The following is a 14111-nucleotide window of genomic DNA, read 5'->3' as shown; positions in this document are numbered from 1 at the left end:
TGCGCTGGATGTCAATTTCGTGTGTCTTCGGGATGATGCCTGGCGATACGGCACTAATCTTGGTCCCGGGTGCCCGGGGGCGGTTCTGCACGGAGGTGGGCGTTGGGCGTGGGGATGAGCGCGGAAGACGAGCGGCCGGTGGTGGTGCTGGCGCACCCGTCGCCGGACCTGTACGGCTCGGATCGGATGCTGGTCGAGTCGGTCCGCGCCCTCACCCCGTCCTGCGACGTCGTCGCCGTCCTGCCGGCCGACGGGCCGCTGTCGCCCGCGCTCCGCGAGGCGGGCGCCGACGTCGTCGTGCTGCCGGTCCCGGTGCTGCGCAAGTCCTACCTGACGCCGGTCGGCCTCGTCCGGCTCGCCGCCGGCGGGCTGCGGTCGCTGCCCGCGGCGGTCCGGCTCCTCCGCCGCCGGAGGGCCGCGGCGCTCTACGTGAACACCGTGACGATCCCGCTCTGGCTCGTCGCGGCGCGGCTCGCCCGCGTGCCCGCCCTCTGCCACGTGCACGAGGCCGAGGACGGCGTGCCCGGACCCGTCAAGGCCGCGCTGGCCCTGCCGCTCCGCCTCGCCCGCACCCTGGTGGTGAACAGCCGGGCGAGCGCGCGGGTGCTCGGCGCCGCCGGCCGCCGCGCCGTGGTGATCTACAACGGCGTGCAGCCGCCGGACGCCGTCGCCGAGCCGCGCCCGGTCGCCGGGCCGCCCGCCCGGCTGGTGCTCGTCGGCCGCCTCTCGCCCCGCAAGGGCACCGACGTCGCCGTGCGCGCCGTGACGCTGCTCCGCGAGCGCGGGCACGACGTCGAGCTCACCCTGGTCGGCTCGGTCTTCCCCGGCTACGAGTGGTACGAGGAGGAGGTGCGGGGCATCGCCGGCGCCGGAGTACACTTCGCGGGCTTCCGCCCGTCGGTCGGCGCGTCGCTCGCCGCGGCCGACATCGCGCTCGTCCCGTCCCGGGTCGAGCCGTTCGGCAACGTCGCGGTGGAGGCGATGCTGGCCGGCCGGCCCGTCGTCGCGTCGGCCGCCCAGGGCCTCACCGAGATCGTGGTGGACGGGGAGAACGGCCTCCTCGTGCCGCCGGACGACCCGGCCGCGCTCGCGGACGCCGTCGCCCGGCTGCTGGCCGACTGGGACGGCGCCCTGGCCATGGCGAAGCGCGCCCGCGAGGACGCCGCCCACCGCTTCGGCGGGGACCGCTACCGCAGCGAGCTGGCAGCCGCCGTCGCCGACCTGCTCCCGGCTTCAACGAGGACGCGATGACCGCACAGACCCCCGCCACCCCCGAGATCAGCCTGGTCGAGGCCGTCTGGCGCTACCGGCTGATGTCGGTGCTGATCGTGCTCGCCGGCGTGCTCGCCTCGGTGGCCGCGACCCAGCTGCTGTTCAACAGCACGAGCGCGACCGCCAAGTTCGCGCTGACCGACCCGACCAACAACAACAACGTGCTGCGCCTCGGCGTCGTCTCCGCGCAGGGCTACTCCACCTACACCGCCCAGCGCGCCTCCTTCGCCGGGTCGGCGCCGGTGCTCGCCCGCGCCGCCCAGCTGATCGAGCAGCGCAAGGGGCCGAAGCTCACCGGCGAGCAGCTGCGCGGCCGCGTCGCCACCTCCAGCAAGCCCGACGGCGGCGTGGTGCTGATCACCGCGACCGGCTCGTCCGGCGCCGAGGCCGCGCTCATCGCCAACTCGGTGGTGGCCGCCTACCAGGAGGTGACGGTCTCCACCAACGTCGCCAAGCTGGACAAGCAGCTGAAGAGCGTCCAGGCGCTGGAGAAGAAGGCCGCCGAGGACGTCAACGCCGCGCAGGGCACCCGCGGCAACGGCTACAAGATCCTCGCCGAGAACCTCGCCAAGCTCCAGTCGCAGGAGAGCGGCATCCTGTCGGCCCGCGCCAACGCCAACGACGGGGTCCAGTTCGTCGACACCGCCGACAGCGGCGGCGGGGCCGGCGGCAAGCTGCCGCAGAACGCGGCGATCGGCTTCGCCATCGGGCTGATCCTCGCCTGCGTCGTGTCGTTCCTGCGCGCCGCCGCCCGGCCCGGCGACCTTTCCGGGCCGCGCCGCGGCGGCGGCCCGCGGCCCTACCCGGCGCCCGCGGCCCCGTACGCCGAGCCGATCATGAGCGAGGTGCGGCCCGCGCTGCCGGCCGGCGGTCCGGGCGACGGCGACGCGACCGGCCACGAGCGGGCCGACCGGGCCGACCGGGCCGAGCGGGCCGAGCGGGCCGAGCGGGCCGAGCTGTACGACCCCTACACCCCCTATGACGCGGGCGACCGCGGCCACCGCAGCGCCCTCCCCGAGCGCTACGCCCAGTCCGACCGGGCCCAGCGCAACGGCCACGACCGGGACCGCCCGGTCGCGGGCCGGCGGAACAGCGGTGCGAACGGCGGTACGGGCAACGGCAACGGCAACGGGGCGATCTTCTCCGGGCGGCCGCTCGACGCCGCCGAGACCCCGCCGCCGGCCAAGCCGGCCAAGCCCGCCAAGCGGCCGGCGAAGCCCGCCGCCGAGGAGGCCGACCTGCCGATCGCGCTGTGGAGCAGCGCCAAGGCCCGCGACGACGCCCACGAGGTGCCCGACGACGACCCGGCGCTGCACGGCGACCCGACGGCCACCGTCGAGGACCTGACCGCGATCACCGAGGCGGCCGCCCGCAGCGCGCGCCGCCGCGGCCGCCGGGCCCGCCCCGAGGCGGCGGCGAAGCCCGCGGCCGAGGAGGAGCAGCGGGACGCGCCGGCGAAGGACGCGGCCAAGAAGAAGAAGGACGAGTCCACGTCGCTGATCCACTACGACCTCGACTCGTGAGCGCCGCCCGGACCGGGCGGCTCGGCCGGCTGCTGTCGTCGGCGGGCGGCGCCGTCACCGTCCAGTTCGTCACCGCGGGCGGCAGCCTGCTCGTGCAGGCGCTCGCCGCGCGCACGCTCGGCGCGTCCGGCTACGGCGCCTACGCGCTGCTCTTCGCCGTGCTGGTCATGATCACCTCGGTGCAGACCTCCTGGGTCGGCGACACCCTCACCGTCTACGACCGGTTCGACCCGCGCGTCCGCGGCGCGCTCATCTGGTCGGTGCTCGGCACGGTCGTGCTCGGCGCGGCGGTCGGCGCGGCCGTCTCGCTCGCGATGGGCGTGGCGGGCGCCGCCGGGACCGGGCTGTTCGCGCTGCTGGTCGCGCTCTGGCTGGTCAACGAGACCGGCCGGCGGATCTTCACCGCGCGGATGGAGTTCTGGCGGCTCACCGCCAACGACGCCTGGTACCTGCTGATCACCCTGGCGACGCTCGGCGCCTCCCTCGCGCTCGGCGCGGCCGCCTCGGTGGAGCTGCTGCTCGCCGCGATGTGCGCGGGCTGCGCGGCCTCGATCATCCTGGCCCGGCTGCGGCTGCCGGCCGCGGAGTACGCCCGCGCGCCGCTCCGCGGCACCGCCCTGCGGGAGATCGCCGGGTTCGCCTGGTGGCGGTCGATCCAGGCCGGGGTCCGGCCGACGGCGCTGCTGGCCGCCCGGCTGATGATCGCCGGGTTCGCGTCCACCGCCGCGCTCGCCGGGGTGGAGGCCGCGCGGCTGCTGCTCGCCCCCGCCATGACCTTCGTCAACGGCGCGGGCTGGTTCCTGCTCGGCGACTTCGCCAAGGCCGAGCGGGAGGGCGCCCCGATGCGCGCCGCGCAGGCGGTGCGCGCCTGCGCGCTGATGGCCGGGATCGCGCTCGTCCTCAGCCTCGGGGGCATCCTGCTGGTGGACTGGCTCGGCCCGCTCGTCACCGGCGGCTCCTTCGCGGTGGACCGGGTCGCGCTGCTCGGCTGGGGCGTCTACGCCGTCTGCTTCGCCTGCACGCTGCCGCTCGCGAGCCTCGCGACGGCCCGCAAGCGGTCCCGGTCGGTGTTCGCCATCCGCGGCGCCGAGGCCGCGACCGGCCTCGCCGTGCTCACCGCCCTGCTCGCCACCGACCCCGGACGCGCCGCCGCGGCGCCCTACTGCCTCGGCGCGGGCGGGCTCGTCTCGGCCGCCCTGCTGTGGCGGATGCTGCGCCGCGGCGATCCGCCACGCCGGGCGGCGGCCTACTCCGCCCGGACCCAGCCGCCCGCGACGAGCAGGTCCAGGACGAGGCCGGCCGCCTCGTCCGGCGACAGCGCCGAGGTGTCCAGGGTGAGGTCGGCGTCGTCGGGGACCTCGTAGGGGTCGGAGACGCCGGTGAACTCGGGGATGAGGCCCGCCCGCGCCTTGGCGTACAGGCCCTTGCGGTCGCGGCGCTCGCACTCCTCCAGCGGCGTCGCCACGTGCACGAGCAGGAAGTCGCCCGTGGCCTGGACCATCCGGCGCACCTCGGCGCGGGTCGCGGCGTAGGGCGCGATCGGCGCGCAGATCGCGACGCCGCCGTGCCGGACGACCTCGGCGGCCACGTACCCGATCCGGCGGATGTTGAGGTCGCGGTCGGCCCGCGAGAACGTCAGCCCGGCCGACAGCAGCCGCCGCACCACGTCGCCGTCCAGCAGGGTGACGGTGCGGCCGCCGCGCTCGACGAGGGCGTCGGCGAGGCCGCGGGCGACGGTGGACTTGCCCGACCCCGACAGGCCGGTGAGGAACACCGCGACGCCGCGCGAGCTCTTCGGCGGCCGGGCGACGGCGAGCTCGGCCGCGACCGCGGGCGGGGTGAACCAGTCGGGCACCGGGTCGCCGCGGTCCAGGAGCTCGCCGAGCTGCTCGGGCGTGAGCTCGGCCTGCACGTGGTCGGGGTCGATGCGCGCGACCGGCCGCCACACCTCCACGTCGGCGTCGTACCCCCACGGCTCGGGGACGGCGACGGGGATCGGCGACCCCTCGGCCTCGGCGTCCCCGAGCAGGTGGGTGGCGCCGTAGGCGGCCGCGACGTGCGCGCGCAGCAGCAGGTCGCGGCCGGCGTCCTCGCGCGGCGGGAGCGGGACGGGGATGACGCGGGCGGCGTCCGGCAGCTCCTTGCGGACGGCGAGCAGCGCCCGCACCAGCGCCTCGTCGTGGCCGCCGCCGAGCAGCGGCAGCACCAGGACGTGCGCGCCGAGCCGCTCGGCGACCTGGCGGAGCTGGCCGAGCTGCTTGCGGTGCAGCGGCTCGCGGGTGGCGACCGCCAGCACCGGGCCGTCGGGGCGCTCGATCTCGTCGGGGCGGCGGCGCAGCCGGTGGAACGGTCCGTGGGCGGGCGCGCGGAGCGCCTCCAGGGGCCCCGCGAGGCGCCAGCCCTGCGTCGTCGGGTCCTGCCACGCCTCGGTGACCGACAGCACCGCGAGCGGGACGCCCTCGGGGTCCTGCAGGACGAGCCGCTCGTGCGCGGTCAGCTCCTTGGGGACCGGCAGCGTCACCGGCACCGGCCACGGGGTGCCGTCGGCGAGCCGGCCGCCCGCGATCACCATGGCGGTGTCGTAGGGGCCGAGGAAGCCGGTGAGCGGCCGGTAGACCCCGGCCAGCAGCAGTTCCAGGTCGGCGAGCCCGGCCGGGCCGGGCGTCCAGGTGGGCAGGTCGCGCAGCGTGTCGGGAAGGCCGGCTTCGGCGGTCACCGCGGTCTCCGATCCCGCCCGGGGTCGCACCGGGCCGATCCAGGTCAGTAGGGGTTTCCCCGGAAAAATACCGAGCCGGCGGGATCCGTGCATCCCGGGGCGGCCGCCGCCGTCCCGGGCGGCCGGCCCGCGGCGGCCGGGCGCGGCCTCAGAGGAGCCGCGCGAACCGGTTCTCGGGCTTGCGGATCACGAACGTGACCTCGCTGTGCGCCGCGGCCAGCCGCCCCCGGCTGAACGCCGAGACGACCCGGCAGAGGCCCCCGGCCAGGCCGATTCCGGCCCGCATCGCGTCGAGGCGCTCGCGCGAGGCGTACTCCTCGGCGACGACCAGGCCGCGCATCACGCAGTACCACTGCATGCCCTGCCGGGAGGCGACCCGGTCGTAGACGGTCGTGGGAGGCGGCGACCCCGACCCGCCGCCCGCGTCCCCCGCGGCCGGCCCGGCGTGCGCCCCGGCGTGCGACCCGCCGTGCGACCAGGACGGCAGGACGCGGTCGAGGAAGCCGAAGGCGCTGCCGCGGTCGCGCAGCCGCAGCAGCAGCAGGCCGCCGGGTTTCAGCGCGGCCACGAAGCGGTCGAGCACGAGCTCGGCCTGCGGGATCCGCTCGATCAGGTAGTCGCCGTAGACGATGTCGTAGGCGCGCGGCGGCATCGGCACCGTGCGCAGGTCGCCGAGATGCCAGCCGTGCAGGTCGGTGCGGGCCTTGGTGCGCGCGCGGAGCGCGGGGGTGTCCAGGTCGACCCCGGTGAGCCGGTGGTCGAGGCCGCCGAGGTCCAGGCCGCGGCCCCAGCCGCAGCCCGCCTCCAGCACCTGTACGGGGTGCAGGGGATGCTCCTTGGCGTACCGGCGGACGCGTTCGGTGAACAGGTCGCCGTCGTTGACCGGCGAGGTTCGCGGTTCGGTCACAGTCCCGCAGCGTAATCGCCCGATCGCGCACTGTCCGCTATTTGCCTTTTATTGGCGCCGGGTGTCGCGCCGCCGCCCCCGTGCGGGCCGGGTGAACGCGGCGTGAACCAGCAATGCCGTCATTTGCGACAAGGTGGTAACACTGGGCTGCTACCGTACGTCTGATTCTGATGCACAGGGGGGGCTTATGGGGGCCGTGACGGGCTTCGCTCCAGGGGTGTTCGACCTGTTCCACGTGGGGCACCTGGACGCTCTCGGCCGCGCGGCCGCCGCCTGCGACCGGCTGGTCGCCGGGGTCTGTACCGACGAGCTGGCCGCGGCGCTGTTCGGCGCGCCGCCGGTCGTCCCGCTGATCGAGCGGCTGGAGATCGTCGGAGCCTGCCGGCACGTCGCCGCGGCGGTCCCGCTGGACACCGCGGACCTGCGCGCCGCCCACGCCGGGCTCGGCTTCGGCGTGGTGTTCACCGGCTGGCGCGACGCCCCGCCCCCCGCCGCCCTCGACCTCACCGGCACCGGAGCACGCGTGCACGCCTTCACCGACCTCGCCCGCACCCGCAGCGCCGTGCTGCGCGCCGCCCTGATCGGCACCGACACCGCCGGGTCCTCGGTCGCATGAGCGCCTTCGCCGACGCGCTCGTCCGCCTGAAGTCCGCGCAGAAGACCGCCAAGGGCGCCCCGGCCTACTCGCGGTTCGTCAACCGCAAGCTCGGCCGCCTGCTCGCCGCCGCGTCCTACACCGCGGGCCTCACCCCCAACCAGGTCACCGGCATCAGCGCGCTGTTCACCTTCACGGGCATCGCCCTGATCGCGCTGGTGGACCCGGCGCCCTGGCTCGGCGTCGCGGTCTGCCTCGCCCTGGTCGTCGGCTACGCCTTCGACGCCGCGGACGGGCAGCTCGCCCGGCTGCGCGGCGGCGGCTCCAAGGCCGGCGAGTACCTGGACCACATGGTCGACAGCCTGAAGATCTCCGCCCTGCACGGCGCGGTGCTGGTCTCCTTCTACCGGTTCTTCGACCTGGACCGCGCCGCCTGGCTGCTCGTCCCGCTCGGCTTCACCGTCGTCGCGGCCGTCATGTTCTTCGGGATGATCCTGAAGGACCTGCTGGCCCGCGCCCACCGCGCCGCCACCGGCGAGCCCGCCCCGCCCGCGACGGCCCCCTCGGCGCTGCGCTCGCTGCTGGTCGTGCCGACCGACTACGGGCTGCTCTGCGCGGCGTTCGCGCTCCTCGGCGCCAAGGCGGTGTTCCTGCCGCTCTACACGCTGATCTTCGCGGGGAACCTGCTGTTCCTGCTCGCCGCGGGCGTCAAGTGGTACCGCGAGGTCGCCGGGCTGGACCGGCCCGCCGCGCCCGCCCCGGCCGGGCGGGCGGCGCCGGAGTACCAGCGGTGACCGCGCGCCGCGGCGTCGTCGGGTACGTGCCCGGCGCCTACGACATGTTCCACATCGGGCACCTCAACATCCTGCGCCGCGCCCGGCAGGGCTGCGACCACCTCATCGCGGGCGTCGTCACCGACGAGGTGCTGGTGCGGGCCAAGGGCCGCGCCCCGATCGTCCCGCACGCCGAGCGGGCGGCGGTGGTCGCCGCCATGTCCTGCGTGGACGAGGTCGTCACCGACACCTCCAGCGACAAGCTGGTGATGTGGCGCGAGCTCGGCTTCGACGTGCTGTTCAAGGGCGACGACTGGAAGGGCACGGCGAAGGGCGACCGGCTGGAGCGCGACCTCGGCGGCGTCGGCGTCCGCGTCGTCTACTTCCCCTACACCGTGCACACCTCCAGTACCGCGCTGCGCAAGCTGATCTCGGCGGGCTGACGCCGGTCAGTGCTGGACCTCGGCGAGGTCGAGGGCGCGGGGGGTGAGCCACCAGACGAGGGCGGCGGTGAGGAGCATCAGCGCGCCGCCCGCCGCGCTCGCCCACTCCAGCGAGCGGGTGAAGGCGGTGCGCGCCTCGTCCGCGAGCGCCGCGCCCGGGGCGCCGAGGCGGGACGCGACGTCCAGCGCGCCGCCGAGGGACTCGCGGACGGTGTCCGCGGTCGTCCCGGTGACGCCCCGGCCCGCCAGGTCGCCGAGGGGCAGCCCGCTCCGGTAGATGGCCGCGGCGACGCTGCCGAGCACCGCGACGCCGAGCGCGGCGCCGAGCTCGTAGCCGGTCTCCTCGATGGCGGCGGCGCTGCCGGACTTCTCCGGCGGCGCCCCCGCCATGATCACGGCGGAGGCGATGGCCAGCGAGCCCATGCCGGCGCCGACCAGGGTCGCGGCGAGCGCGACGGTGCCGTAGCCGAGCGGCTGCGGCCCGAGGAAGATCACCAGGAAGCCGGCGCCGCTCACCGCCAGGCCGCCCGCGAGGACGGTGCGCGCGCCGATCCGGGCCGCGAGGGCGGGCGCGAGCGGCGACACGACCGCCGCCGCGACCGCCTCGGGCAGCAGCCGGACGCCCGCCTCCAGCGGCGAGTAGCCCATGACGAGCTGGAGCCACTGCGCCATCAGCAGCATCGTCGCGGCGACCGCGACGCTGGTGGTGAGGGCGGTGAGGGTGCCGGCGGTGAAGGCGCGGCCGCGGAACAGCCGGACCTCCAGGATCGGGTCCGGCCGGTTCAGGCAGCGCCGCACGAACCAGGTCAGCGCGACGGCGGCGACGGCCGCCGCGGCGAGCGCGCCGGTGCTGTGCGGGCCGTCCTTGCCGAAGTGCTTGATCGCGTAGACGAGCGCGACCATCCCGACGATCGACAGCGCGGTGCCGAGGGCGTCCCAGCGGCCGGGCGCGGGGTTGCGCGACTCGGGCAGCAGCCAGAGCCCGAACCCGATCGCCAGCGCCATGACCGGCGCGTTCACCAGGAACGCGGCGTGCCAGGAGAACGCCTCCAGCAGCGCCCCGCCGAGGATCGGGCCGAGGGCGCCGCCGAGCGCCGCCATCGTCGCCCAGACGCCGAGCGCGGTCGCCCGCTCGCGCGGGTCGGTGAACAGCTGCCGGATCATCGACAGCGTCGACGGCATGATCATCGCGCCGCCGGCGCCGAGCAGCGCCCGGATCGCGATGACCGCCGCCGGGCTGCCGGCCGCCAGCACCGCCAGCGAGCCGAGCCCGAAGACGGCGAAGCCGAGGATCAGCATCCGCTTGCGCCCCCACCGGTCGGCGAGGGCGGCGGCGGTCACCAGCAGGCCGGACACCACCAGCGAGTAGACGTCCACCATCCAGAGCAGCCCGATCGCGTCGGGCCGCAGGTCCGCCGAGATCTCCGGCAGCGCCACGTTGAGGATCGTCATGTCCATGACGACGAGCAGCAGGCTCGCCGACAGGACCGCGAGGCCCGCCCAGCGGCGCGGGTGCGGCGGCGGGACGGGGCGTCCCGCCGCGGTGGCCGGGGTCGCGGTGGTCACGGCCGTCCTCCTTCCCGTGCCGGCCCGCCCGCCCCGTGCAGGAGGGTGCCGACGAGCAGGTCCGCGACGTCGCGGCGCGCGACGTCGCCGTGCCGCAGGCTGTCGCGCACCGCGACCATCAGCCCGTAGACGGCGTTGCTCATCCAGCGTGCCGGCAGGTCGGCGCGCAGCACGCCGGCGCGCCGGCAGGCCGCGTAGAACGCGATCTCCCGCTCCTCCAGGGCTTCCCCGCGTTCCACCAGGTCAGGCAGATGGGCGACGAAATGGTCGGTCAAGGCGAAGCCGTGCTCGTCGGCGTCCACGACGTAGGCGCGCAGCAGCGCGTCGAGGGCGGCGGCGAGACGGGCGGGGTCGCCGGACGCGGCGGCGGCGTCGATCCCGGCGGAGTCCATGGACTCCGCCCAGCGGGCGATGGCGCGGTCGCCGAGGGCGTGCAGCAGCGCCTCGCGGGTGGCGTAGTGCCGGTGCAGCGTGGCGCGGCTGATCCCGATGGCCGCGGCGATCGCGGCCATGGACGCGGTCGGGTCGGCGTTCAGGTGCCGGATGGCGGCGGCCAGGACGTCGTCTCCGCGCGGCATGTGAGACTCCCATGATGCTGATGAGACATTTATGTCTTACACGGTACATCATCGTCCCGGACGGCGGGCCCGGCGGGCGCCGGTGTGACGGGCGGGCCGGGCGCGTAGGCTGGGAGGCGTCACCGGGGCCCCGCGACGGGCCTTCCGGGTTTCCGTGCTGCCCCCGCGCCTCCGCTGCGCGGGGAAGGGCCGCCTCGGGCGGCCGACGATCGGGTGGAGCTGGCGAGATGACGCTTTCCGGACTTGTGGATCTGGCCTGTACCGACGCGGGACTGGCGGGCGCCCTGAAGGACGCCCGCGGCGACCACGAGGTGGTCGCCCCGCCCTCGCTGTGGCCGGTCCTCGCCGCCGCGCTCGCCCGCACCACCGGGGACGGCGCCGTCCTCGCCGTCACCGCCACCGCCCGCGAGGCCGAGGACCTCGCCGCCGCCCTCACCAGCCTCATGGACGCCGGCCGGGTCGCGCACTTCCCCGCCTGGGAGACGCTGCCGCACGAGAAGCTGTCGCCGCGCTCGGACACCGTCGGCCAGCGCCTCGCGGTGCTGCGCCGCCTCGTCCACCCCGACGCCGGCGAGGGCGCCGGCCCGGCGGGCCGCCTCGCCGTCGTGGTGACGCCGGTCCGCGCCGTCCTCCAGCCGATCGTGTCCGGTCTCGCCGACCTGGAGCCGGTGCGGCTGCGGGGCGGCGAGGAGACCGACCTCGACGACGCCGTCCGCCGCCTCGTCGACGCCGGCTACCACCGCGTCGACCTGGTGGAGAAGCGCGGCGAGATCGCCGTGCGCGGCGGCATCCTGGACGTCTTCCCGCCCACCGAGGAGCACCCGCTGCGGGTGGAGTTCTGGGGCGACACCGTCGAGGAGGTCCGCTACTTCAAGGCCGCCGACCAGCGGTCCCTGGAGGTCGCCCCCGAGGGCCTGTGGGCGCCGCCCTGCCGCGAGCTGCCGCTGACCGGGACCGTCCGCGAGCGCGCCCGGCTGCTCGCGCGGGAGCACCCGGCGCTGGAGGAGATCCTCGGCCGCATCGCCGACGGCGACACCGTCGAGGGCATGGAGGCGTTCTCGCCCGTCCTCGCCGACGGCATGGAGCTGCTCACCGACCTGCTCCCGGAGGGCTCGGCGCTGCTGGTCTGCGAGCCCGAGCGCATCCGCACCCGCTCGGTCGAGCTGGTCCGCACCAGCCAGGAGTTCCTGGACGCCAGCTGGGTCAACGCCGCCGCCGGGGGAGAGGCCCCCATCGACCTCGGCGCCGCCGCCTTCCGCTCCCTGGAGGAGGTGCAGCTCCACAACCGCGAGCTGGGCCTGCCCCGCTGGACGATCACCGCTCTCACCAGCGAGGGCGACGCGGTCGACCTGGGCGTGCACCCGGCCGAGGCGTACCGGGGCGACACCGGCCGCGTCGTCGGCGACCTCAAGGGCTGGATCGACGCCGGCTGGCGCGTCGTCCTCGTCACCGCCGGGCACGGCCCCGCCGAGCGCCTCGTCCAGCTCGTCGGGGAGGAGGGCCTCGGCGCGGCCCTCACCGACCTCGCCGGCGAGCCGCGCACCGGGCTCGTCAACGTCTCCACCGGCCTGCTGGAGAACGGCTTCACCTGGGACGCGATCAAGCTCGCCGTCCTCACCGAGACCGACCTGTCCGGGCAGAAGTCCTCCACCAAGGACATGCGCCGCATGCCGTCCCGGCGGCGCGGCGGCGTCGACCCGCTCCAGCTCCACGCCGGCGACTACGTCGTGCACGAGCAGCACGGCGTCGGCCGGTACGTGGAGATGGTCAGCCGGACGGTGCAGGGCGCCACCCGCGAGTACCTGATCCTGGAGTACGCCAAGGGCGACCGGCTGTTCGTCCCGACCGACCAGCTGGAGGAGCTCACCCGCTACGTCGGCGGCGAGGCGCCGAGCCTGCACCGGCTCGGCGGCGCCGACTGGGCCAAGGCCAAGTCCAAGGCCCGCAAGGCCGTCCGGCAGATCGCCGGCGAGCTCATCCGCCTCTACTCGGCGCGGATGGCGAGCCCCGGCCACGCGTTCGGCCCCGACACCCCCTGGCAGCGCGAGCTGGAGGACGCCTTCCCCTACGCCGAGACGCCCGACCAGCTCGCCGCCATCGACGAGGTCAAGGGCGACATGGAGCGCGGCGTCCCGATGGACCGGCTCATCTGCGGCGACGTCGGCTACGGCAAGACCGAGATCGCGGTGCGCGCGGCGTTCAAGGCCGTCCAGGACGGCATGCAGGTCGCGGTGCTGGTGCCGACGACGCTGCTCGTCCAGCAGCACCTGTCGACCTTCACCGAGCGGTTCGGCGCGTTCCCCGTCACGGTGAAGCCGATCAGCCGGTTCCAGACCGAGGCCGAGATCACCGAGACGATGCGCGGGCTCCAGGAGGGCTCGGTGGACGTCGTCGTCGGCACCCACCGCATCCTGTCGTCGGCGATGCGGTTCAAGAACCTCGGCCTGGTCATCATCGACGAGGAGCAGCGGTTCGGCGTCGAGCACAAGGAGGAGCTGAAGCGGCTGCGCACGCAGGTCGACGTGCTCGCCATGTCCGCGACGCCGATCCCGCGCACCCTGGAGATGGGCCTCACCGGCATCCGCGAGATGTCGACCATCCTCACCCCGCCCGAGGAGCGCCACCCCGTCCTCACCTTCGTCGGGCCCTACGAGGAGAAGCAGATCGCCGCCGCGATCCGCCGCGAGCTGCTGCGCGAGGGCCAGGTGTTCTTCGTGCACAACCGGGTCCGCTCGATCGACCGGGTCGCCGCGAACCTCGGCCGGCTCGTTCCCGAGGCCCGCATCGCCGTCGCGCACGGCCAGATGAACGAGCAGCAGCTCGAGAAGGTCATGGTCGACTTCTGGGAGAAGAGCTACGACGTGCTCGTCGCGACCACGATCGTGGAGTCGGGCCTGGACGTCCCGAACGCCAACACCCTCATCGTGGACCGCGCCGACATGTACGGCCTGTCGCAGCTGCACCAGCTCCGCGGCCGCGTCGGGCGCGGCCGCGAGCGGGCCTACTCCTACTTCCTGTACCCGCCCGAGCAGCCCCTCACCGAGACCGCGCACGAGCGCCTCGCCACCCTCGCCCAGCACACCGAGATCGGCGCCGGCATGTACGTGGCGATGAAGGACCTGGAGATCCGCGGCGCCGGCAACATCCTCGGCGCCGAGCAGTCCGGGCACGTCGCCGGCGTCGGCTTCGACCTGTACGTGCGGATGGTCGGCGAGGCCGTCCGCGACCTCAAGGAGGGGGGCGGCGGCGAGGCCGAGACGCCCGACACCAAGGTCGAGCTGCCGGTCGACGCGCACCTGCCGCACGAGTACGTGCCGGGCGAGCGGCTCCGCCTGGACGCCTACCGCCGCATCGCCGCGATCACCTCCGACGAGGAGATCGCCGCCGTGCGCGAGGAGCTCGCGGACCGCTTCGGCCCGCTGCCCGTCCCGGTGCTGAACCTGCTGGAGGTGGCGCGGTTCCGGGCCAAGGCCCGCCGCGCCGGGCTCAGCGACGTCGCGCTCCAGGGCGCCTTCGTCAAGTTCGCCCCGGTGGACCTGCCGGAGTCGCGGCAGGTGCGGCTCCAGCGGCTCTACCCCAAGAGCGTGCTGAAGCCCTCCACCGGGACGCTGCTCGTGCCCGCGCCGAAGACCGCCGCGATCGGCGGCCGCCCGCTGCGAGACCAAGACCTGCTCAAGTGGGCTACGGACCTGGTGGAGGCCCTGTTCCTGGAACCCGCGCGGGCCTAGGCTGGCGACC

General features: G+C 75.4%; 11 protein-coding genes. 7 read left to right on the top strand and 4 right to left on the bottom strand.

All coding sequences use genetic code 11. The features are described 5' to 3' along the window. The first annotated feature begins 114 nt into the window (after positions 1-114). The 3 genes from K1Y72_RS04430 to K1Y72_RS04420 are packed head-to-tail and all read left to right on the top strand — an operon-like array spanning position 115 to position 4159. Positions 115-1251, top strand: coding sequence for a glycosyltransferase family 4 protein (locus tag K1Y72_RS04430; protein WP_258571878.1), 1137 nt, complete (start codon positions 115-117; stop codon positions 1249-1251). Next, positions 1248-2795: a GumC domain-containing protein gene (locus K1Y72_RS04425; RefSeq protein WP_220163431.1), complete on the top strand. Its 1548-nt coding sequence runs from the start codon at positions 1248-1250 to the stop codon at positions 2793-2795. Before K1Y72_RS04430 ends, K1Y72_RS04425 begins: the two co-directional genes overlap by 4 nt. Further along, positions 2792-4159, top strand: coding sequence for a lipopolysaccharide biosynthesis protein (locus K1Y72_RS04420; RefSeq protein WP_220163429.1), 1368 nt, complete (start codon positions 2792-2794; stop codon positions 4157-4159). Before K1Y72_RS04425 ends, K1Y72_RS04420 begins: the two co-directional genes overlap by 4 nt. Here K1Y72_RS04420 and cysC read toward each other — a convergent pair. Continuing rightward, entirely contained in the window at positions 4042-5511 is a 1470-nt protein-coding gene (gene cysC, locus K1Y72_RS04415; protein ID WP_220163427.1) for an adenylyl-sulfate kinase, read from the bottom strand. The genes K1Y72_RS04420 and cysC overlap by 118 nt on opposite strands. 148 nt (positions 5512-5659) lie before the next feature. Continuing rightward, positions 5660-6418, bottom strand: coding sequence for a class I SAM-dependent methyltransferase (locus tag K1Y72_RS04410; protein ID WP_220163425.1), 759 nt, complete (start codon positions 6416-6418; stop codon positions 5660-5662). Positions 6419-6605: 187 nt separating this feature from the next. On the opposite strand from K1Y72_RS04410, the gene K1Y72_RS04405 reads away from it, so the two are divergent. The 3 genes from K1Y72_RS04405 to K1Y72_RS04395 are packed head-to-tail and all read left to right on the top strand — an operon-like array spanning position 6606 to position 8229. After that, complete coding sequence (locus K1Y72_RS04405; protein ID WP_220163422.1) at positions 6606-7034, top strand: adenylyltransferase/cytidyltransferase family protein; 429 nt, start codon at positions 6606-6608, stop codon at positions 7032-7034. Then, entirely contained in the window at positions 7031-7807 is a 777-nt protein-coding gene (locus K1Y72_RS04400) for a CDP-alcohol phosphatidyltransferase family protein (RefSeq protein ID WP_220163420.1), read from the top strand. The genes K1Y72_RS04405 and K1Y72_RS04400 overlap by 4 nt, the downstream gene beginning before the upstream one ends. After that, positions 7804-8229, top strand: a complete 426-nt coding sequence (locus K1Y72_RS04395; RefSeq protein ID WP_220163418.1) for an FAD synthase family protein — start codon at positions 7804-7806, stop codon at positions 8227-8229. Before K1Y72_RS04400 ends, K1Y72_RS04395 begins: the two co-directional genes overlap by 4 nt. A gap of 6 nt (positions 8230-8235) precedes the next feature. Here K1Y72_RS04395 and K1Y72_RS04390 read toward each other — a convergent pair whose 3' ends face one another. Both K1Y72_RS04390 and K1Y72_RS04385 read right to left on the bottom strand, forming a co-directional pair. After that, complete coding sequence (locus K1Y72_RS04390; protein WP_308286896.1) at positions 8236-9795, bottom strand: MFS transporter; 1560 nt, start codon at positions 9793-9795, stop codon at positions 8236-8238. Then, complete coding sequence (locus tag K1Y72_RS04385; RefSeq protein ID WP_220163416.1) at positions 9792-10373, bottom strand: TetR/AcrR family transcriptional regulator; 582 nt, start codon at positions 10371-10373, stop codon at positions 9792-9794. The genes K1Y72_RS04390 and K1Y72_RS04385 overlap by 4 nt, the downstream gene beginning before the upstream one ends. 227 nt (positions 10374-10600) lie before the next feature. On the opposite strand from K1Y72_RS04385, the gene mfd reads away from it, so the two are divergent. Continuing rightward, positions 10601-14101 (top strand): transcription-repair coupling factor, encoded by a 3501-nt coding sequence (mfd, locus tag K1Y72_RS04380; RefSeq protein ID WP_220163414.1) that lies wholly within the window; start codon positions 10601-10603, stop codon positions 14099-14101. Positions 14102-14111: the final 10 nt, after the last annotated feature.

Origin of the sequence: Actinomadura parmotrematis (assembly GCF_019458805.1) — a bacterium.
Taxonomy (GTDB): Bacteria; Actinomycetota; Actinomycetes; order Streptosporangiales; family Streptosporangiaceae; genus Spirillospora; species Spirillospora parmotrematis.
Note: the sequence above shows the minus strand (reverse complement) of the source record. Positions and strands in the feature narration are given on the sequence as shown.